General features: G+C 58.0%; 16 protein-coding genes and 2 pseudogenes. 6 read left to right on the forward strand and 12 right to left on the reverse strand.

The window, feature by feature from the left end:
- Positions 1-91 precede the first annotated feature (91 nt).
- Positions 92-1507 (forward strand): ISKra4 family transposase, encoded by a 1416-nt coding sequence (locus tag P0D80_RS45550; RefSeq protein WP_408294203.1) that lies wholly within the window; start codon positions 92-94, stop codon positions 1505-1507.
- Positions 1508-1869: 362 nt separating this feature from the next.
- On the opposite strand, the gene P0D80_RS45555 is transcribed toward P0D80_RS45550, so the two are convergent.
- The 3 genes from P0D80_RS45555 to P0D80_RS45565 form a co-directional block, all read right to left on the reverse strand.
- The gene (locus tag P0D80_RS45555) at positions 1870-2955 is read right to left on the reverse strand and encodes a porin (protein ID WP_408294206.1); all 1086 of its coding nucleotides are present in this window, start codon (positions 2953-2955) and stop codon (positions 1870-1872) included.
- 504 nt (positions 2956-3459) lie between these two features.
- Positions 3460-4818 (reverse strand): MFS transporter, encoded by a 1359-nt coding sequence (locus P0D80_RS45560; protein ID WP_408294209.1) that lies wholly within the window; start codon positions 4816-4818, stop codon positions 3460-3462.
- 97 nt (positions 4819-4915) lie between these two features.
- Positions 4916-6547 carry an FAD-dependent monooxygenase gene (locus P0D80_RS45565; RefSeq protein ID WP_408294212.1) on the reverse strand — a complete coding sequence of 544 codons (1632 nt, stop codon included), beginning with the start codon at positions 6545-6547 and terminating at the stop codon, positions 4916-4918.
- Positions 6548-6701: 154 nt separating this feature from the next.
- Here P0D80_RS45565 and P0D80_RS45570 point away from each other — a divergent pair, with 154 nt between their 5' ends.
- Positions 6702-7622, forward strand: coding sequence for a LysR family transcriptional regulator (locus P0D80_RS45570; RefSeq protein ID WP_408294214.1), 921 nt, complete (start codon positions 6702-6704; stop codon positions 7620-7622).
- A gap of 63 nt (positions 7623-7685) precedes the next feature.
- Here P0D80_RS45570 and P0D80_RS45575 read toward each other — a convergent pair.
- A pseudogene (locus tag P0D80_RS45575) lies at positions 7686-7870 on the reverse strand (IS3 family transposase); the annotation flags it as partial.
- A gap of 774 nt (positions 7871-8644) precedes the next feature.
- Between P0D80_RS45575 and P0D80_RS45580 the strand changes: the two are divergent.
- Complete coding sequence (locus tag P0D80_RS45580) at positions 8645-9628, forward strand: hypothetical protein (protein ID WP_408294216.1); 984 nt, start codon at positions 8645-8647, stop codon at positions 9626-9628.
- Positions 9629-9933: 305 nt separating this feature from the next.
- A complete protein-coding gene (locus tag P0D80_RS45585; RefSeq protein WP_408294219.1) occupies positions 9934-10353 on the forward strand; it encodes a hypothetical protein in 420 nt (139 codons plus the stop codon).
- Positions 10354-10586: 233 nt separating this feature from the next.
- Here P0D80_RS45585 and P0D80_RS45590 read toward each other — a convergent pair.
- Positions 10587-10862 (reverse strand): annotated as a pseudogene (locus P0D80_RS45590) (HNH endonuclease); the annotation flags it as partial.
- 1074 nt (positions 10863-11936) lie between these two features.
- On the opposite strand from P0D80_RS45590, the gene P0D80_RS52050 reads away from it, so the two are divergent.
- Positions 11937-12143: a hypothetical protein gene (locus P0D80_RS52050; RefSeq protein WP_494478666.1), complete on the forward strand. Its 207-nt coding sequence runs from the start codon at positions 11937-11939 to the stop codon at positions 12141-12143.
- Positions 12144-12160: 17 nt separating this feature from the next.
- Here the strand turns inward: P0D80_RS52050 and P0D80_RS45595 are convergent, their stop codons facing one another.
- From P0D80_RS45595 to P0D80_RS45625, 7 genes are all read right to left on the reverse strand, one after another.
- Positions 12161-12496, reverse strand: a complete 336-nt coding sequence (locus tag P0D80_RS45595) for an H-NS histone family protein (RefSeq protein ID WP_408294221.1) — start codon at positions 12494-12496, stop codon at positions 12161-12163.
- 367 nt (positions 12497-12863) lie between these two features.
- Positions 12864-13439, reverse strand: a complete 576-nt coding sequence (locus P0D80_RS45600) for a hypothetical protein (protein WP_408294224.1) — start codon at positions 13437-13439, stop codon at positions 12864-12866.
- Positions 13440-13626: 187 nt separating this feature from the next.
- The gene (locus tag P0D80_RS45605; RefSeq protein ID WP_408294227.1) at positions 13627-13857 is read right to left on the reverse strand and encodes a hypothetical protein; all 231 of its coding nucleotides are present in this window, start codon (positions 13855-13857) and stop codon (positions 13627-13629) included.
- A 199-nt stretch (positions 13858-14056) separates the two neighbouring features.
- Positions 14057-14260, reverse strand: coding sequence for a cold-shock protein (locus P0D80_RS45610; protein WP_175914427.1), 204 nt, complete (start codon positions 14258-14260; stop codon positions 14057-14059).
- 209 nt (positions 14261-14469) lie between these two features.
- A complete protein-coding gene (locus tag P0D80_RS45615; RefSeq protein ID WP_408294231.1) occupies positions 14470-14844 on the reverse strand; it encodes a response regulator in 375 nt (124 codons plus the stop codon).
- A gap of 153 nt (positions 14845-14997) precedes the next feature.
- Positions 14998-15270, reverse strand: a complete 273-nt coding sequence (locus tag P0D80_RS45620) for a CsbD family protein (RefSeq protein ID WP_408294233.1) — start codon at positions 15268-15270, stop codon at positions 14998-15000.
- 759 nt (positions 15271-16029) lie between these two features.
- Positions 16030-17325 (reverse strand): hypothetical protein, encoded by a 1296-nt coding sequence (locus tag P0D80_RS45625; protein ID WP_408294236.1) that lies wholly within the window; start codon positions 17323-17325, stop codon positions 16030-16032.
- A gap of 693 nt (positions 17326-18018) precedes the next feature.
- Between P0D80_RS45625 and P0D80_RS45630 the strand changes: the two genes are divergently transcribed.
- Positions 18019-18921: an LAPAL motif-containing putative phage structural protein gene (locus tag P0D80_RS45630; RefSeq protein WP_408294239.1), complete on the forward strand. Its 903-nt coding sequence runs from the start codon at positions 18019-18021 to the stop codon at positions 18919-18921.
- Positions 18922-20208: the final 1287 nt, after the last annotated feature.

Genomic DNA, 20208 nt, shown 5'->3' on the forward strand with positions numbered 1-20208 from the left:
TGTTGGCGCCCACAATTGGCGGGAGTGGACGAAATCTGGGGGAGGCTCGTCTGGTCTAAACTGCAACAGTTGACCTACTGGGGAGACGGCCATGGAACTGCGATGGAAGATTCTTCTGCAACGGCAGGGAACGGACGAACCAGTGTCAATCTGCTCCTTTAAGCGCCGTGTGAATGGCGCAACACCTGCCGACTTTGGGCTGTCCTTCGCTGAGGGCCGTCAACTCCTGGCAGCGTTGCAACAGCTTGTCACACAAGAGCAGATTAACGCCTACGATAAGCTTCGTCGAAACTGCCGGGAATGCGGCGGCTATCGGCGCATCAAGGATTGGCGTCCCCGCACCTTTTCAACGGCACTTGGCAAAGTACAGGTTAGAGTGCCGCGAGTCGTATCCTGCTTGTGCACGCCTGAGCCCTACGATGACGACGGGTACTCTATCAGCCTGCGGTTTTCAGAGTGTCCGATTGAGCCTCTTCTGCCTACGCGACGCACCCCGGAGATAGCATACCTTTGCTCAAAACACGGTGCCTCCGTTTCCTATCGTGAGGCCGCACGTTCCGTCACCGACATGACGGGACTGCCCAAGCTATCACACACAACCGTCCGCAAAGACACCATCCAGTGCGGAGAGTACGTCGAGAACGAACAGTTCCGAATTGGATGGCTCGCTGGCGGACGAAAACACAACTGCGCCAGCCACTTGCGCATCGCGATCGATGGAACGGTATTGAGCGCCAACCAGTTCCAGGAAGTTCGCAAATTTGAAGTCATTGCCGGTAGGGTCGAGCGCGATGGCCAGATGGCCCGAAGGTTTGTGTCCGCCTTACAGCGTCCGAGTTTGACGCGGGTCCTTGTGGCGGGTGCGCTCGATCAATGTGGTTGGGTTCCATCAACCTTGATTGATGTGATCTCGGACGGTGCTCGCGGAATGCGCTCGCTGGTGACGTCGATAGCTCCTCGCGTATCGCCCAGGATTCTTGACTGGTTTCACATCAGCATGAAGATGCACGCCATTCGATCTTCCGTTTGCGCGTACAACTATTTCTCCAGGCGACCTGAAATCATGCAGCGATCGGAGCGTATTCTTGTCCGGGTGCGCGACGCGCTATGGCGCGGCCGGGGTGAGACGGCAATCGAGATGCTCCGCACGCTGGCCGCCTCTCTGGCAATCGCTTCGCAAGATCTGACTTTCTTCTATCAACTCGCGTCAAGTACAGCCTATCGTGCAGCCGTCCGTCTGCTCACATTTCTCGAACACAATAGAAAAGATCTTGTCGACTATCAACGCGCCAGAATGGAAGGACGCCGTGTATCGTCGGCGTCAGCAGAGTCCGTAATGAATCACTTGATCAATCGCCGTCTCTCAAAGCGGCAACAAATGCGTTGGTCCATGAAGGGGGCTCACTATCTTCTACAGACGCGCGTTGAGCTGCTCGATGGAAGACTGGAAAGCTGCTTTCGAAAACGGTATCCGCATTTCAGATCGCCCGAGGTCGTTCGACGCTGAACCAACACTCCCCGGCGGCGCCCAGATCGCTCGTGACCTGCTTATTCAGGCGCCTTGCCACGACAAGTTCCATGATCCCGCGCTCGTTCCGTCGTTCAGTTTCGATGCGCCCGCGCTCAACCGCCCTCCGCCGGCCTGATTGAGAAGCCCTCTTCGATCGTCTCCGCACGGCAAGCTTCAGCGTGGACGGTGGCAACCTGTACAGATAGGGCCGAAATTGTACGCTCGCGACCAATCCCGAATGCACGACTCCTTGTTGCGGAGATTCGGCAGGTATGAGCGTGCTTCGCCGGACGCGAGGATCGAACCCGCCTCGGGTTGACGGTCACGCGGCGGCAAACCGCGTCAGGGCTGAGACGGATCTAGAACTTGTGCAGGATACCGACCGTGAACGCCAACTGGTTCGCCCCAGTCTGCACTGTCGTTTGCGCGGTCGGACCGCCCAGACCTGTGGCGCTCAGCGCGGCGTTGTGTCCGTTGATGACGTACTGCATATTCGTGTAGACCGACGTGCGTTTCGAGAGCCAGTAGTCAGCGTTCAGGCCGAGGCTAAGCGCATGGTCGCCGAGTGCGCGGAACTGGTGGTAGTACCCCGCTGCCGCAAAGTCAAGCGCAGCCGTTGCCTGGTAGCGGATGCCGCCATAGAACATATTTTGCGACGGCGAAAGGGCCATTGAGGCGGGCACGTTGTTCAGTAGCAACTCGTAACCCGCGTACAGCGTCGCTTTCTGCACTTTGTACGAACTGCCAATCAGGTACCGGCGCTCATCCAGATCGGCGCTCGCGATCGCGGTGCCCTGGCGCTGCTCGAACGCAAATGTCAGGTTCGCGGGGCCGTCCACGTAGCGCGCGCCCACGTCCACTTCTTTCCCGACGCGGTACGCGCCCGCCACCGGCGTCGTGGCCGAAACCGACTCATAGCCGAAGCTATAGAGCACGTTCACTTCGAACGGGCCACGCTTGCCCTGGTATGCGACCGAGTTATCCGCCCGTCCCACGAACTGCGGATCTTGCGCGATGAAACCGAAGCTGGAATAGGCAAGCGGATCGAGCGCAAGGCCGAACTTGTACATCGGCGCCTGCTGGCGACCGAGCATCAGCGCGCCGTACTCGCGGCTTTGCAAGCCCACATAGGCCATCCGGCCGAACAGGCGACCACCCTGTTGCAGCGCGCCGTTGTTCATCGCGATGCCGGATTCGAGGTTGAAGATCGCTGCCAGACCACCACCAAGGTCTTCGTTACCGATGAAGCCCCAGCGCGAGTTCTGGCGGTTTCCCGTACCCAGAGCCCACTGATTGCCCGACTGGCCGGGGGCCACCTTGCTGTGATTCGCGAACAGAACACCCGTGTCGAGCAAGCCGTACAGCGTAAGCGACGATTGCGCGTGAGCTGTTGCACCGACGCCGACGCCAATCATGAGAACTGCACCGAGATATTTCTTCTTCACCTCACGGTCTCCTTATATTGGATTTATAACAAGCAAAAACTATGCGTTTCATTCCGCATCCTCTGCGGAATAAACGCCGATGCGCGATTCAAATTAGTCGATTAGCCGAATTCGTTCGCGCTATGCGGCGTGCTGCCACGAAGACGGATGCGTACCTGTAAGGATGCCTAGCCTTGAACTCTTTGAAGGTTGATACGGTCGCGGGTTGATTCTGGCGTGATGCGGGTGTCGAGGCGGTTTCGAGAAAACACCTCGACAAATCAAATCACCTCCCGCACGCGCAAGCTTTTAGGCCGGTGGACGTTGTGACATCGATCCGGAAACCATCTTGCCCACTGGAACCATGGTTGCAGACCGCCTGTTTCAGCGTGAGGACTGGCTCTATCGGCGCCCCAGTCCAGCTCGCACGCAATCGCAAGTCGACCCACAGGCAGGCCGCAAACGCGGGGTTCCCTGTCAGCAGACAGAATGCGTTCTCCTGAACCGTGTCAATGCGAAATCAAATCAAGCCTCAAGCTTTCCGCTGACCCGGCCTTCCGACTTCATGTAGTCGCCCCTGCTCCGCGAATGAATAACCATTGCTGCGCAGCTGGCGATGAGCACCGGGACGGCGCCGAGCATAAAGATATGAGCTGGGTCCCATTTCAGCGCAATCAGTCCGCCGCCAAGGAAGGGCCCGACGAGAGAACCGATTCGTCCAATGCCGAACGCGTATCCGACACCTGTCGCACGTATCGCGGTCGGATAGGAGCGTGCCGCGAGAGCGTTGGCCGCGATCTGCCCTCCCACGACGCAGAAGCCCGCGCACAGGATGGCGGTCGACAGTACCGCTGTACTCCCCGCGACGTTGAGGCCAAGCCAGAAAACGAACAGCGCCGCGCCGATATAGACGACACCCAGAACAAAGAACGGCTTGCATCGGTCGATGAACCGTCCGAGCATCAGCGTACCGATCGTACCGCCAATTTGAAACAGGCTGCTGGTCATCACCGCATGGCCTACATCCAGCCCCGTCTGATGCAACAGCAACGGCAGCCAGTTCGAAATGAAGTAAAGCTCGAGCAGGCTCATAAAGAAAATGATCCACAACAACAGCGTGAGCGCTGCGCGACCTTCAGTAAAAAGCTTGCCTATGGACGCGCGGGCATGCATGCTGGTTTTCCGTTCGAACAACGCGTTCTCCGGAATAAGCGCGTGCGGAGCAATACTGGCCAGGGCCGCCTTGATCCGTGCGCGCGGAAACTGCTTTTCGACCATGAAGTCAATGGACTCACGCAGTGCCAGCAGCAAAACCGGCGCAAGTAGCAGCGGTGCGAGCCCGCCAACGATCAGCACGGCCCGCCAGCTGTAATGGGCGAGCAGCGAATTCGACACGACGCCTCCCAATGCAGCGCCCAACGAGAAGCCGCAAAACATGACCATGACGACCGTGCTTCGCACGCGTGACGGGGCATATTCAGATGTCAGCGACACCGCATTGGGCATCACGCCGCCGAGCCCGATCCCGGTTAGAAAGCGCATGACGAGAAGCGCGGTAATGGAGTGCGTCATTGCGGTCATCAACGAGAACACGCCAAACAGCGCGACACTCAGCGTCAAACCGAACTTTCTTCCCTTCCTGTCCGATATCGATCCGAACATGAATGCGCCAACCATCAATCCGGCGAGGCTCGATGCGAATACTGGCGCGAGCGCGGATTTGGCGACGTGCCAGTCCGCAGCCAGAGCCGGTGCGATGTATCCGATGGCCTGGGTATCGAATCCATCCACGAGAACGGCCAGAAAACACAGGATCACGGTCACGAGGCGAGCACGGCCGAACGGACCGTCGTCAATAATCTTCGCAATATCGAGGCTTTGCATTGAGTCTCCGGGAGCACCTTTCTGGTGTCTATGTTGTTTTATGGAACCAGCGACATATTGAGTGTTGCGCTGGTTCCGATCGTCAGCGCCTGGCGTTTTATGCCGCGTCGGCCAATGTGCTCGCCGTTTTCGCGATGACCTGCGCCAACACTTCCATGGCGCTTTGCATCGAGAAGCTTTCCTGCTGGCTAATCCACGCCACGAATTCATCCGGCCGGACCAGAATCCAACGGGCAGCATAGCGCTCCGCGCCAGAACCCGGTGCCAGCATCACGAGTTTCAATGGCACCGACAAGGTGGCGGCCGCCTCGGAGAATGCGCCCGCCTCCGCTTCCGTCGGCCCGACGCACAGCAAGGTGAACCCCGGCCCCAGCTTCTCGAAGGCATTGCCGCTGGTCAACGGTGCTGGCGGCAGATGGTGTCCCGCACGCGCTTCGAACTCGTGCGAGCCGACAGCGCTGCAGACGCCTCGCGTTTCACCTCGGACGATCGGTGAGCCCTCGTAGTTCGGCTCGAACGAATGGACCTCGCCGGCCGCTCCGTTCGCCCGCGCTCCCCACGCCGACTCGAAAGCGGCCAGGTCCACCTCGGGATCGAAGGTTTTGAGGAACTGACGATCCACCTCGATCGATTTGGCGATGAAGTCGTTCGCGGTCGATGCGAACACTGGCCGGCGCTCTGCATCGTAAGAATCGAGAAGCGCGTCGTCTGCGTGGCCCTGGATTACTGCGGAGAGCTTCCAGCCCAGGTTGCGGGCATCTTCGAGGCCTGAATTTACTCCATAGCCGCCATACGGCGGGTGGCTGTGCGCGGCATCGCCCGCGATGAAAATCCGGCCCGCGCGATAACTGTCGGCAATCGCGAAACGCAGGTCCCAGAAACCGATGTGCTCGAATTCCACGTCGAACTCAGCACCGATGGCACCATACAGATAGGACCGAAAGTCAAAGTTGTCCTCGGTCGTGCCGAGCGGCACCGGCGCGTGAAAGAACCAGGTGTGCCCGAGGTCGACACGGCCAAGGAATTTCCAGTAGCCCTCCAGTTCCGGCTGCAGAATGTTGTAGTAGGACTTACCCGGAAAGCGATCCAGCAGTGCGTGCAACTCAGGCGAACGGAACACCAGCAGCACCATGAGCCGGTCGTGGTCCTCGAGCGTTTGGGTAATTCCGCTTTGCGCTCGCACGCTTGAGCGGCTGCCATCGCAACCGACCACATAGGACGCTCGCAGCGTCTTGCGCCCCTCGCCGCGGCGCTCGGCCACCTCTACCGTGACACCCGACTCATCCTGCGTGAGCGTTTCCGCATTCCAGCCGTAGAGGGTCTGCGCATTGGGCAATTCAGCGAGGCGAGCGCGCAGCACCTCTTCACTGGCGTACTGCGGCAGCCGCTCGTTAGCGGTGTAGTAGTAGGGTTTGACCAGCGCGCGCTGAAGCCAGTCGTACGAATACGGTCCGAGCAGCGTCCCGTATGCGGTCAAGCCGCCGATCCCATACTCGGGCGGAATCGTGCGCGCCGCGCGCAATTGCGTTTCGGCGCCCCACGAGCGGAAGTGCTCCATCGTGCGCTGGGTCAAGTTCTGGCCCTTGGGAATGGGCTGGGGCGTCGAGTACCGCTCGACGACGATGCAGCGTACGCCGCGCTGCGCCAGGTCAATGGTCAGGCCCATGCCGACGGGACCACCGCCGACGATCACCACGTCGGTATCGACGACGTTCTGCAAATCGTTCATTCCATCTTCTCCAGTCTCGCGATCCAAAGCTCGCCCAATATGTTTTTTTCGACGTCTGCCACGCCCATGCGCCGCTATGGACGTTGTGTCATTGCGTTGTTGAATGTCTGCGATTAGAGTCCATTGTCATAGATCAATCAAACGGAACATACTGATGTATCCATCAGAAAAACTGATGAACGTAAGCAGTCGACAATTGCTGGCGTTTCTGGAGGTCAGCCGCCTGCACAGCTTTTCGAAAGCGGCCGAGCAGATCCCCATGTCGCAGTCCGGCATGAGCATGTTGATCAAGGATCTGGAGGAACAGATGGGCGCGCGGCTGTTCGACCGCAACCCGAGGTCGGTCACGCTCACGGACGCTGGGCGGGGACTGCTGCCAGTGGCGCAGCGAATCGTGCAGGAACTGAGAGTGCTGGTCTCGGTGATCGAAGGTTCCGAGACGGCCGCCCGGTCACGCCTGGATATTGCGGCTACGCCGATGGTGGCAATGAGCCTCCTGCCGGACATCGTGCGCGAAATCTCAGACTCACATCCCCAAGTCGGTGTGAGCGTGGTGGATGTTGAGCTTAATGCGGTCAGGGAGCGCGTTCTGGATGGCGAGGCCGATGTCGGCTTGGGTTTCTTCATTAAACCGGCGGTGGGTCTTGTACGGCAATCGATGTGCCGCTTCCGACTCATGTGTATCAGTCCACCAGCGCTGGACGAGAGCCGGCATCGAGCCTCGCGAGCGTGGTCGAGCCTCCGCGACCTCCCCCTGCTCGGGTTGCCGTCGGACAACCCGATTCAATCGTTGGTCGAGAGTCATCTCGCGCGGATCAGTCGCGGCCATGAGCAGCGGCAGACGGTGAACTTTATCGGCACGATCATCGCGATGGTGCGCGCTGGCCTGGGCCACGCCATCATTCCGTCATTCGCCATCGAGGAATGTAAGCGCCATGGGCTTCGGGTCAGCATGCTGGTCGATCCCGTTGTGCATCTGGATCTCTATCTTCTTTCGCGCAGAGGGAGTCGCCCCAAGCCTGCCGCGCTGGAGTTTGCAGCTCGTCTGAAGGCGGCGGCGAGGTTGGCAGAATAGACGAAAGCGCTCACCGACATGTCCGCGCGATTGCTGCCTCCATCCTTTTGCTTTGCCCTTCGGCCTCCTACGGCGCCACCGGGCCATCCATTGCAGCGTCGCCAGTTCAACCAATTCCCTCGTTTTACACGGGGCGCGCCGATGAGCCAGTTCCGTCTTATACAGATCGTTGCCCGTTTCAGTCAGCGCGTTATCGTAGTTGCATCCTCGACCAGACGTTCGCTATAGCGGATGCCGACATATTGGGCGGATTCAACAGGTCGTTGCAAACATCTCCATTAGTCGAGGGGCCTGCGGCCCGGCAGCGTGTCATGGAACCTGACGGGTTGGTCGGAACAAAATTTCATTCACGTCGTGTTGAAGTTCGTAGATTTTGCTAATGGCGTCTTTTGGAACGCAAACGGCGTCCATTAAATCTGCTAACACCGCCTCAAGAGTCGGTCATTACGCTCTTCCGACGATTCTTGCGGCGATCGCGCCATGGCTCATATCGGAGCAAAGGATGACGACGAGCTTCACTGAGTTGCAGAAAGTGCCACAATTTAGGTCGCAATCTGAGAACGGAGCGTGGCTGTCGACGAAGCACATGGTCGCATCTACCTCGAGTCCCCGGTCAATGTCTTCGTCGACCAAGAGCCGTCATAGAGCGGATGCATTAGCAGATTCAAAGGACACGACAAAGACGTTAGCAAAATAAACGGACATCTTAGTGTTCACGCGTTGCCGAAACGCAACGTGTAAAAAGACTCACAAAATCGCTCTCATGCCTTTATCCATGGGCTTAAGCCGAAACCTTACATTAGCGCAATCTACGGACGCGATTAGCAGTTACTACGGACTGCAACAGCTACTTAGCCGCATGCCACAGGTCGAGCGATCACGAGTCAGCACTCGATGTGTGCTCGCGCCAAGGACGTCACGCGGTGTGCCCGACGTATCGACAGACACCTGGAAGCGACGAAGGACACCTTGGGCTTCGAAGGCTCTCCGCGTATGATAAAAATTTCCACGGGTATAGGTTAATGACGCACTTTTCTGGCAAACGAGCAGAGCTTATAGATGCGCTGGCGTATGAATTGCATGCGCTGGAATACCTCCGGAGAAGTCTGTTTGACCAATCCGAGACGTCAAACGAGTGCCTCACCGTGACGTTAGGGAGCCTGGCGGAAAGCGGAAATTTGAACCGACACCTGGAGCTAAATTTTCACGAGGATGTTTGCGCTGGCGCGGTACAGGCGGCATTGTCTCAGCTCCGCCCTCTCGCTTTCAGTGCGGCGTTCAAAATGCAGGACATGATCGTTGAGTGGATCTTGCGGGCCAATGATTGCACGGATTGGAGATTTAAGGCCAAGCTAAAGAGTTACGATCGACTCTCAACGACTACCACATTCGCTCAGCCAAAATTCTTCGCGCAACGTCCGCTGGTGAGCAAGGCATTTTGGGAGATTTTTCGATATTTCGAGCCATACCGTGGGACCGTCACGCACGCCGGGGGCGTGACCATCGCCGGAAATGGCACGCTGCAGATCGCTAAACAAGGCTTCGCGACCCTGAACCTCTCTAACGAAGAACAAGCGGCATATATCCAAGCGCTGTGCATAATCGCCAATACCTTGATTGGTAAGACGGCGGCGAATCCTCATCTAGATGGGCTTGCTGAAAATGCGCTGGCACGCCTAGCCGTGTACCACCGGGTTGCCGGTCTTAACTCGAGATACGTTCGACTGTCCAAGCTCAAAATAATTGTGCCGCCAACCCAGCTAGCGAGCGAGAAACCATTAAGTGTCGATATTGACTGGGATAGTCTGGGCACCATGATGAGAGAGACTTTCTTAATGGGAATTCAAGAAGCAGACATCTTTTTCCCGGTTACTGTGGAGGTTCAACACGACAAAGCGGTAAGTAGCTGGAACCTGCCGTTAGAAGCCGTGCCAGTGGGTAAGTTGGCGCTTACCGAGGGAGATCCTCAGTTCGATGGGTATTTGGTGCATCACATCGTTCCTTGAAGTCGGCGGACCCGAACAGCCGTATCAACCGTGGGCCCGGAAACGCTGGCCGTCGCCATACCGGCGCGATCAGAGCTCGCGGTGCGGTCAGTGGCGTATGTTCTTTTCGAATCTGTCGCTGACGTTGGAGGGGCGCTGTCGTCCTGTCGATTCATGGTCCATTCTGGCCGGCTTGCGCTTGTTGATGATCGGCGCCGATTCACTAGAATGTCGGCTGTGTTTCAGCTAACAGGTTGGTAATGAACATGGCTTCAAGGCGAAGCGGATCGGCTCGCGCGGGTGCGCGTACGCCACTGACCAAAGCAATGTTGCTGCCGATGGATGCTGCCTCGGCACGTGCGCGCTCACTGACCCATCATCTTGCGCTGGACAGCTGGCGCCGCGGCCACGGCAACGGCAGTCTGGTCAATGAATTGATACGGGCGACTTACTTGACGTGGTTTCTGCAACGGGCGGGCTACGGCAACGAGCCGGTCGAACTGTTCAAGATCGCCGAATATACAGTTGAAGCTACCCTCATGCTAGCGCACGAGACAGGCCACGATGACGCATGGTCGCTCGACGACGATGCGTTACGAGCGTTCCAAAGCCTACTCGCGCTGCACGATGTTCAACTGGCAACGGTGCCGCTACATAGGCTTGAGGGTGCCGAACGGCAGTTACTGGCATTCCTGCGCGGCGCAACCCGCTCGCCGATCCCAACACCTGAGCTGACGACGCGCTGAACGGATCAGCGAAAACAGGGAACGCGGGTGAAATCTCGGATTTCGCTAGAAGTCGATCGGTGAATTGGAGGGGATTTTGTCCGGAAGAGCGGCGCCGGGAGACCGTCACACTCCACCAAAAAAACGATATCCGTCCCGCCCTGACACGTCAAACGAAAAACCGTATATGTCCCGCACTACTCGGCGGCATTCGTCCCTGTGGCATGCTCGCCGGGCCTCGCATATGGCTGTCTTCAATCGTCCAGCGCTTCTTCGCGGGCAATGAACAGGTCATGGTGGAGTTTCAGCGAATCGCGTGACGGGTGATCTTGCCGGTCGGCGGGAAGCGCGAGCAGACGACGCCCGCGATATTGTGCGTATTCCGTCCACTCCAGGGACCGCGAAATGGCCACGCGACAATCAGAATCGACCGCGATCAGGTGAAGATCAAAGAGCGTGTGGATGTCCGAACGCAGCAGGATTCCGTTGGTGGTGGCGTAGTTCGTTACGAGCGCGTGCGGGACGATGTGCGCAGCTGTTAGTGTTCAGAATCGCTGCTAGCGAATGTTCATAGGGCGCTAGCATGATCATTAATGACGCTAGCGTGCCTTGCACACGTCTGACAACTCATTTCGAACAATGCGCTGACCCCTGAAGCAGCAACACTCCTTTCCTTAGAACGGGCGCTTGGCACAGTTGGGTCATCGCGGAACGCTACCGTGCGTGTCGCTCAGAACATCCCTTCGTACAAGCATTAAAGTTTGTTCCAGAACTCGCCCACCAAGAACAGATGTTGCTCCTGACAACGTGTGCCACCCCGCTCGATACCGCCCGCCGATTATGGCAAGCATCTTTCGAATCACACCCGTCATGAGATTCGATATCCAGGACCGCCAAGGGCCGCGCTCGCATAGTTACCGTAGTACGAAGCAAATTTGTCACCGAAAGCGAATTAAACCTGATGATGCCGGCCTCGCTGGGCACCCTCAAGGAGGGAATCTCGCAACACCCTGGCGGGGAATCTACAGCCTGCGTCGTAGGCACCGTAGATCCAAAACATCGCATCGGGCTCGAGGCCCTCGAGTCTATGTCTACCTTGATCAACTGGATTAGGGTGTGCGCACGGGCGACACGTCGCGAGTGTTGACTCCGATAGTACTGCCAGGTACTCTTGATTTTCAGATATTGCCCGGAAAACGACCACGCAGCGTTGTTCTTTGACTGCCATGAGGTCAGGCCGCTCACAGAAAGTCTTTGCAGCAGGATCCGCTTCTAGCATCAGCCATGCTTCGAAAGCACTGCGCCTGCATAGCGTCAGACGTCACCCCAATTTCGGACTGAAAACGTCATAACGGGGCGCGCCGCGAGGACGCGGCAACGTGAGTGGTTCGAAGCTTGGCAAACGTCGACCGTGTGTACCAACTGCCTGCGGAGTTCATGGTCGAGGACTAACGTGAGTTGACGGATTTACTGCGCACTGATGCGAAGTGACAACTTTACTTCGGTGCGAAACGAAGTAAATTCGTCAACCCAGAGGCTCACGGCCTGTCCCAGTTCGCAGTGGCCAGTGACAAATTTACTTCGCTCTACGCCTGCGCGACGACCTGTTGCGCCTGCACCGCATCGCTCATACGCTCGTCAACGGCGCTGGCCCGACGGCCGGTACCCGGGACGAGTCCTTCGTCGATCAGGTGTCAGACGTCATCGACCAGATAGAGCAATATGTTGCAGGCCTTCTTGGGATTCGCGACGTACTTCGGCCACTGGAAACACTTCGGCCCGGCGGCACGGATTTTTTGAACGGTAGCTGAGCCGCCTGCCAACGGATCTAACGCGGATTCGACCGCGCGAGTGGACTGCCCGCGAACGGATCGTTTGCCCAGCCTGCACCTGCACCTGCAGCCGCGCGTGCGTGTGGAGACGGTGCGGAAGCTGCACCTGATGCCAGCTCGAAGTGGCCAATCGACTGGCCCGCGCTGATCGCCTGCTTCAGCCATTGTGGCATCGCACCTTCACCACTCCAGCTCTCGCCATGCGCGCTGCGGTAGCGGCCCGCGGCCGGCTCAGCCGCAAGTGTTGCGGCCAGATCATCCGGGCTGATTCCGAAGTCCTCCATGCGGTGACGGAGGTAGGCAATCATGCTGTCGCGCTTGCGTTCATCCATGAAACGGTTTCCCTGTCAGGTAGGTATCCAGTACTTTTGATCTGCATGCGGCAAGGCGGGAACCGCAGGTCACTCGTCACGGGTGACGGCGTCAAACTATTCGCCAGGACCGAGAATGACATCGATTGAGGCCTGGCCAGCGATCTGCGCAACGAAATAAGCCCAACGCTCGGAAAACGGGCCGCCGCGGACCTTGATACGCTGGCCTCGCGTGGCTACTGCCGAGACGGGAGGCGGCCCTTCAATCCGAAGCCACGCGTCAAACCTGTCTTCAGAAGTGGGCACGAGGTCAACACAGATCTCAAACCCGCGATACTTCAGCGTTCTTCGCATAAGGTTGCTCCACACTCGGGTTCCGGCCGCTGCTTCACAAGCGCTGAACCGCACCCACGTAGCTCTTCGTCGCATCCTTGAGTTCCTGCGCCGCAGCCTGCACGTGGGTGGGCAACTCGCTCAGGGCAAGTTGCGTGACGACACCGTCCAGTCGCCTGCGGAGCTCTATCGCAAGTTCCATGACACTGGCTTCACCGACACGCCGGCGATTGCTCTGCCGGGAACTCACCGGCGAGCAATCCACAAGACGATCGATCCTGCGGAAGTAGGCCTGTGCCGCCAGACGGTGCCGCGCATGGAGCGAAGCGATATTCGACTTTGACAGGCAATCCTTGACGACGTCGGCATTCATGCCGAAATGGATCTGCAGCGCGTCGGCGGCATCCGCCCGGTGAAAACACGCCACCTGGTCGAATAATGTCTCGCCATCCCCGTCGATCAGATCGATCCAGACCTCACCGTCTTCGGGTGCCTGTCCCGAAGGATGAATAACCCGTTCGTCCTCATTGGCAGCGGCGAGCATCCGGTGGCCGTCAATATCATCAACCGTCATTTCGAAAACCTCGACCAGTTCCCCGCTTACTGCGACCTGCATGACCAATAACGCCATTTCTGCTCCTTGTGATGCGATTGACGGGAATAGCGTTGCGTCGATCAGGCGAGCGAATCCCGTGATCCGGTTGAGTGACGTTCTGGTTGGCGCGAGCCTGGGCGTCCGTGAGGCGCTTCACTGCGACGTGTGTAACGGGTATAGCGGTTTAACGGGTGTGACTGACGTGGGTGCGACAGGCATGGTGTTAACCGCGACTATCGACCCAGCCGTGCGCCCAGGCCGTGGCGTGCCCGACAGCCTGTGTTTCGCTATCGAAATAGTCGAGCGCATCAAACTTGTATGACGCCAGCTCAGCACTCCGGGCGTCCCCCCTCGTGAGAAGCAGGTTGGCGGCAAACCAGCCGTCCGGCAAACGGTGAGCGGACGGGGAAACTGAATAACCGTTGTACTGGTGAATATTTTTAGTGTTTTGCATAAGCGATAACCGGACAACGCCCGCACGACAACGAAGCCGTCCAAGCGAATAAATCGAAAACGGGGCGAGACGGATCGTGTCGGAAGGACAAATGATGCGCACGTTCGAACGTGGCGATCAGATCGGGAGCGCATTGGCTCCGCGAGGATACAAGTCAGGCAAATATGCAAAGGGCCGGTAGACCGGCCCTTGAGATACTTTACTGCGGCGAGATGTTCGACGCCTGCATGCCCTTCGGGCCGCGCTTTGTTTCGTAGCTCACCTTCTGGTTTTCCGTGAGCGTCTTGAAGCCGTCACCCCGAACTTCCGAGAAGTGAGCGAAGAGATCGTCGCCGCCTGCGTCCGGCGTGATGAAGCCAAAGCCTTTGCTATCGTTGAACCACTTGACTGTGCCGGTATCCATGAGAATTCCCTGAAATAAAAATAACAGCTCCGTTGCGGAGCGACAAAAACTTCAAGGAAGAAGAGAGGACAACGAGTACCGCGCAGACAGGGCGGAAAATGGTGATCAGCAATCAGGCTTCTTGAATATTTCGAAGGTTACAGTATAGTGGCAGCGCCGTTCTGTCAACGCTTTTCGCTTCGGGCCTTTTCCAGGCAGCTGGGAGAAATTCAGCCCGTGATGCCCAGGATGACAAATTCAGCGAGTGCCTTCACGTCGGCTGGCTTCGCAACATAGAGATCGAATCCGGCCTGATAGCATCTGGCTGCGATCTCGTCCGGCGGCATTTCGCCGGTAATGGCAACGAGGAGTGTGCGTTTGACCGGGTTCTCGGTGCGCCTCACGTGCTGCGCCACCTCGTATCCGTTTGCGCCCGGCATGTCGATATCGAGCATGGCCGCGTCCGGTTGCCAGGTTGAGAACCATCGAAGCGCGGTAATCCCGTGGGTGGCGGTGCGCACTTCAAAATTGTGCGACTCGAAAAACACGGCGACTGCTGCGGTTGCATTGACGTCGTCGTCAGCGAGCAGAAGTTTTTTGCGCATAGGAGGAAGACGGAACAACTGGCGCGTGTGCCGTCCAGTTGTCCTGCCGCAATCTGTTTATAACGACGTCCCCATGTCTCTTTACCCCAAGGCGCGAGTGCTGGCGATTATGAGGATCATGGGCTCCGGGACGACTGCCCGTGCGTCGGGCGCTTACCGATCATCGCGCCTGGACCCGCCAGCACGCCATTTGGTACCTGCCACAAAGCTCACGGCCGCCGCCACTGCCAGCGCCAGGAAGGGATTGGTGGCGGTCGTTTCGCGCACTGCATTCGCGGCGTCGGCGCGAAGCTGCTGCGCTTTACCGGCGAGCTCTCTGGCCTTTCCTGCCAGTTGCGACGCGGAATCACCCGCCAGCGCGCCGACTGCGCCCTGAACCTTGCCGGCTACTTCCTGGACCGCACCCTCTGCCTCTCCCGTATCCATTTCGATGCTCCGTTGAGTTAGAGATAGTTGGAGATTTTGCAGGCAATGAGACGGCATCGCGCGATGGGTCACCGGTAACTTCGACTGCCGCGACGACATTCACATCCCAGCAGAGCGCAAGAAGCAAGCCCGCCTCTCCAACATACAAACGGTTGCACGCAAATGCGACTCGGGCAGGAGGAGCAGCAGCCTGCGCCCCGGCAGCAAGGCACCCTCATACAGATCCCCCCGCGCAACAACCCGCCTGTCCTTCCCGCAGCGCGGATAGATGATGGTAAGGTATGCAAACGGTATTGCAATTCTCGCCTGTGCAAAAGCGGCGTTCAGACCGCTTTGTCTGAACTGTGTGTTGAAGTTCGCAAATTCCGCTAATGATGTCCGTTGGCGTGCTAATCGTGTGCATTAATTCTGCTAACGCGGCTTTTCTACCCGAAGGCGATCTCACTGGCCAACTCGATTGAATAAGCGAAGGAGGACGTCGCTGTCCAACATCCACACAGGGGGATGTTGAAGACCGACAATGTGACACACGAATTGCCGCACGCGCTCTCGCGAGCGAGGTCGCGTAAATTGAAAGCTGAAAAGGAACCGCAATGGTGTCGGTGTCCATGGATTCTGGGAGTCGACGAAAAGTGGGGGAGTGGTCGTTCAACGTCGAACCGCCTCGGGCGATCTGAAGTGCCGATACCGGTCTCGAAAGCAGCATTCCAAGCTTCAGCAAATCCTGTTCGTGATTCCGAACCTTGGAGATGCGAACGGCTACTCAGCCGCGAGCCCGATATCCTCCAGGAGTTCAGCCGCGTCTTGATGGTGAAGCCAGATCAGAAAGCCTTTGTCAACGACATAAAGTGTTTTGCTTGACTGGTCGTAGTCGATGACGATTGGCATGATGTTTTTCTTGACCTGTAGCGACGCGCTCGACTGTAGCGACTGAGTGATGTTCCCGGAATTCAGCTCGCCCTCCCGGGGGTGCTTTTCACGCAGAATGGCCTTGATATCCCGGTATTTCAGGCCCCGATTCAGGCGATCCGTGTTCGTCGTCAGTATCGGATAAAGGAGCCATTTGTGCATTTCCAACTCGGTCTCCTGAAAACCGTCGGCGAACGTCGAGAGAAAGCCATCGTATCTTGCCGATTGCTCGTCGACGATCTGCTTGACCAGCGCATCGACGTCAAGATCAGCGCCGATGAGCGGATTGTCCTCGCGCGTTTGTCGCACACCCGCTTCAAGACAGGCCCTACGACACGCCTCTTGCACAACATAGATGCTTTCGCGGGCCAGCACTATCAGCGCAGCCGTGAAGACGGGAGCAAAGCTGACGCCGAGCAACGCCGCGCCGGTAGCGATGACCTCGCGCAGTTCGCCCGCATTCCATCGATCGGCATTGATCGACACAACCCGCCCCGTCAGATCGCCGTTATAGACAATCAACCGGTTGTCTTCCAGCCAGACCCCAACGATGACGAATGTGATATCCGATGCTTCGTGAAACGCCTTGAGTTCGACAGAAAAATCACGCTGCACCTGATATTCGAGGTAGTGAAAGTCTTCCAGTACGATCTTTTTGTTAAATCCGATGCTTTGCAATGCGGCTATCACATCGTTGACGTCGTCGATGTCGAGTTCAAGCGCGGCGGTTGTCCGCTCGCTACCCGTTGTTGTCTCGCGCTCTCCGCCTGCGGCTCCTTCCAACTGTACGCCCTGTCCGAAGAACGAGGCCTTGACGGCCGCCTTCAGGCTGGCGATAACCTTATGCCGGCCGGACGAACTCCGTTTCTGCGACAGGGTGATCTCGAAGCCGGCCCGTTTCAGGATATTCGAATGGAGATCAGCGATGTCACTACGATTGGAACACTGAACAAGAATGTATCCGCCAGGGTCCATGCAGCGCTTGCGAAGCGACGTCTTGCCCTGCTTCGAACTACCGTAGATTACGACGTGGTGAGCGGCCGCCAGCTCGCCGAGCAACCGGCCATCCACGTCAGGTCGTGCCACGTAGTTAAGCGGAAGGGTGCGGGAAATGCCAAAAACCTCGTCGACGGTATGGGAAGTCACGTTTCTTGTCATGGACACGCAAAAGAAGACCAGTTGAGCCAGTGGCGCATCGATCTTAACTGATCCGCCTCACGTTGCAGTCTAGCCTGCTGCCCCGCACGCTCTCCCGTCCAGTTGGACCAGAATTGCCGCGCCAACGATAGCGTACCCGTGAGCAAAGGGCAAACCCTCGTGCTGTCCCTGCGGCGCAGTTCTCGGACCCGTAGCGATCGCAATGAATGTCCAGTCGGACATAGCGCTTTGCCCTCTTTAGTGTCTCAATTCGAGGACGTGGAGAATCCGAGAGCGCTGTATATTTTCCCGCACCCATTGGCCGTTAAAGCGCCGGCGGCAGGGAATTCGACTCAAGCGTTCACCAGGTCAAGAGGTTCAGCGATGCCGGCTGCGGGTGATTGGAGTTCGCGTGTCGGTGGCGCAACTCGTCGACGCTCGGCGTGCACGTCGACTTTATGGGGCACCTAACGTCGATCCTAAAACCCGATGACGATGCCCCTTGAAACGCCCTTCGCGTGCGCTTACTCCACGCAAGCCGCGGTAGCGACCCCAGGGAACGAAACATAGGGAGCGATCTATTCAAACCCAGAGGGTGGCGGTTCCATTTGTCAGATGCCTTTCGCTCGGGCATTATGCGCGCAGCGCGCGTCCCGCCGGGGCCGCTAAACTTAACTTTCACATCCACTGTAGACTATGGAAATGGCTAACCATGAGCGCTTCCATGTCGTGTACGATGGTCCGGCTCTTGCAGAGCATCGGATGGACGTGCGTGACCTTGCACCCGCCCTTGTCGCCTTCGCGGACCTCTTCACTGCAGTAAATAAAGAGGTTAATGGCGACGCCGCTGACGTGCGGGTTCAGGTAAATGCAAGCTTCAAGGCTGGGTCGTTTGGAATTGATCTCGTCGCAACCCAACACCTGCTTGCCCAGCTGAAAGATATTTTTTCAAGCACCGGTGCGTCGGCTATCTCGAATGCTAGCGGCATTCTCGGTCTTATCGGCATGACCGCATCGGGCGCAGCTGGGCTCATTCAATTGCTACGCGCGCTCCATGGTCGCAAGCCCATCAAAATTGAACAGCAAGGCGAGATTGCACGGGTATGGGTCTCTCAAACCGAAACCCTTGAGGTTGAACGTGACGTCATCCGGATATACCGAAACAGCACCGTCCGCACCAGTCTTGAGAAAGTCGTGTCGCCGCTAGCGCGCGAAGGTATAGACGAATTCGGCATCGTCATGGACGGCGTAAAAGTGCTCGACATTCATGCCGAAGAACTCCCATCATTTAGTGCAGCTGTAACCGATGCCGAAGCGGAGATCGTGTCAGACATAACCGCCCGCAAGGTGCTGCTGATTGAATCGTTGACCTTCAAAGACGGCAACAAATGGCGCGTGAGCGACGGCAATGCCACTTACCACGTTGCGATCGAGGACAAGGAGTTTCTTTCTAAGATCGACGCTGGTGAACGCTTCGGCAAGGGCGACGTGCTTGTGGTCGATTGGCGTCAAGTGCAGAGCATCGAAGGCGCCAAGCTCGTCACAGAGTCGACAATAATCAAAGTGATTGAACATCGCCAGCCATTGCAGCACCGGTTGCTGTGATGCCCATAGCGACCGTTACCGCGTGGGACTGAAGCGGCGTTTTACCGACGTCGACGGGGCGTATTCGCCGAGTTTGTGGTGATTTCGCGCAAGCATTTGAGGCTAGCTGATGCGTCTACCGATGCCCGTTAAATGTGGTTGTTGCGACAGTCAGGTCGCCGCGCGTTGCTTTCCAGTTTAGGCCTCGGCTGGTTGATCCCTTGATGTAGGGTGGTTGTCTGGAGTGTCGCGATACGGCGAGGTTCAGAGAGGTTGCGCGCGCAGCCCGTTCCGCCGGACGCTGCCCGCCGCGAAGGGCGATCCGATCATCGCCGCTGCATTCGACGCTCGATTACGTTAATGTGCGGTGTCAACCAGAGTTGCATCGCAGTGCGCGGCGCGGGGCGGCCAGACGGTCGTCGCGCGCACGGTCGGCGGCCTGCTCCGGCGCCGACGCGGAGGAAAGGTGCACCGGGTGGCAAGGCGCGCGGGAAGTCACAACTTTGGTTGAAATCTAATAACAACTTTAGTTGTGTGAGCGGGCGCGCTCTGCGCGGCCGGCAATTGTCATCAAACGAAGGGTATGAAAGCCGCAACTTTCATACCCTCCGGTCCCACCTTGCCCGTCCCGCCTAGTCGGGATCTCCGCTGGAAACGGTTGAGACAGGATTTTCACGTCGAGACCCTATACTGCCGCATCGCGCCGATGCCTTCGGCCCGAACCAGCGCGGCAACCAGCAATCGCCCAACTTGGCATTCGCTTCAGTTTTGATAGCTGCTATTTTCGAAACCGCATTTAATGCCGCGAAACAACAAGCGGACCCGCTCGCGCTCCGCTTCTCAACGGCTTTTCCCGGCCTGGCTCCCAAAGCAACGTTCCCCGGGCAACCCCCATCAGAAAACCTCCCAGAAGCCGACCGACCTGCCGACGGGTGGCCTCGCTGCACGTTGTCGTCGCTGGCGCGCGTCACCCCAAACGAACACCGACGTATCGGGCAGCGCAAGTCTCCCCTCCCCTCCCGCTTTCCGGGTCGCCGATGGCGTCCGCGTCGGCGGATAACTCGCCGACTGACGCCTCGAAACCGAAATCGCCACATCTGATAACTGGAGTAATCGCGCGTGGCGATTCGCTAAATTTGACCGCGTGATCTGGCCGCGACTGTAGACCGAATCAACCATGGCCCGAGTTCGACAGCAGGCATCCGGGATGCTTGACCCTCTCTCCTCCAGCCGCTCGACAACTCCTCGCCGCGCCGTTATGAGTTCTGCGGGAAGTCGGGTCACCGTCTGCTTCGGAAGACCCAACAT

Origin of the sequence: Paraburkholderia sp. RL17-373-BIF-A (genome assembly GCF_046030175.1) — a bacterium.
Lineage (GTDB): Bacteria > Pseudomonadota > Gammaproteobacteria > Burkholderiales > Burkholderiaceae > Paraburkholderia.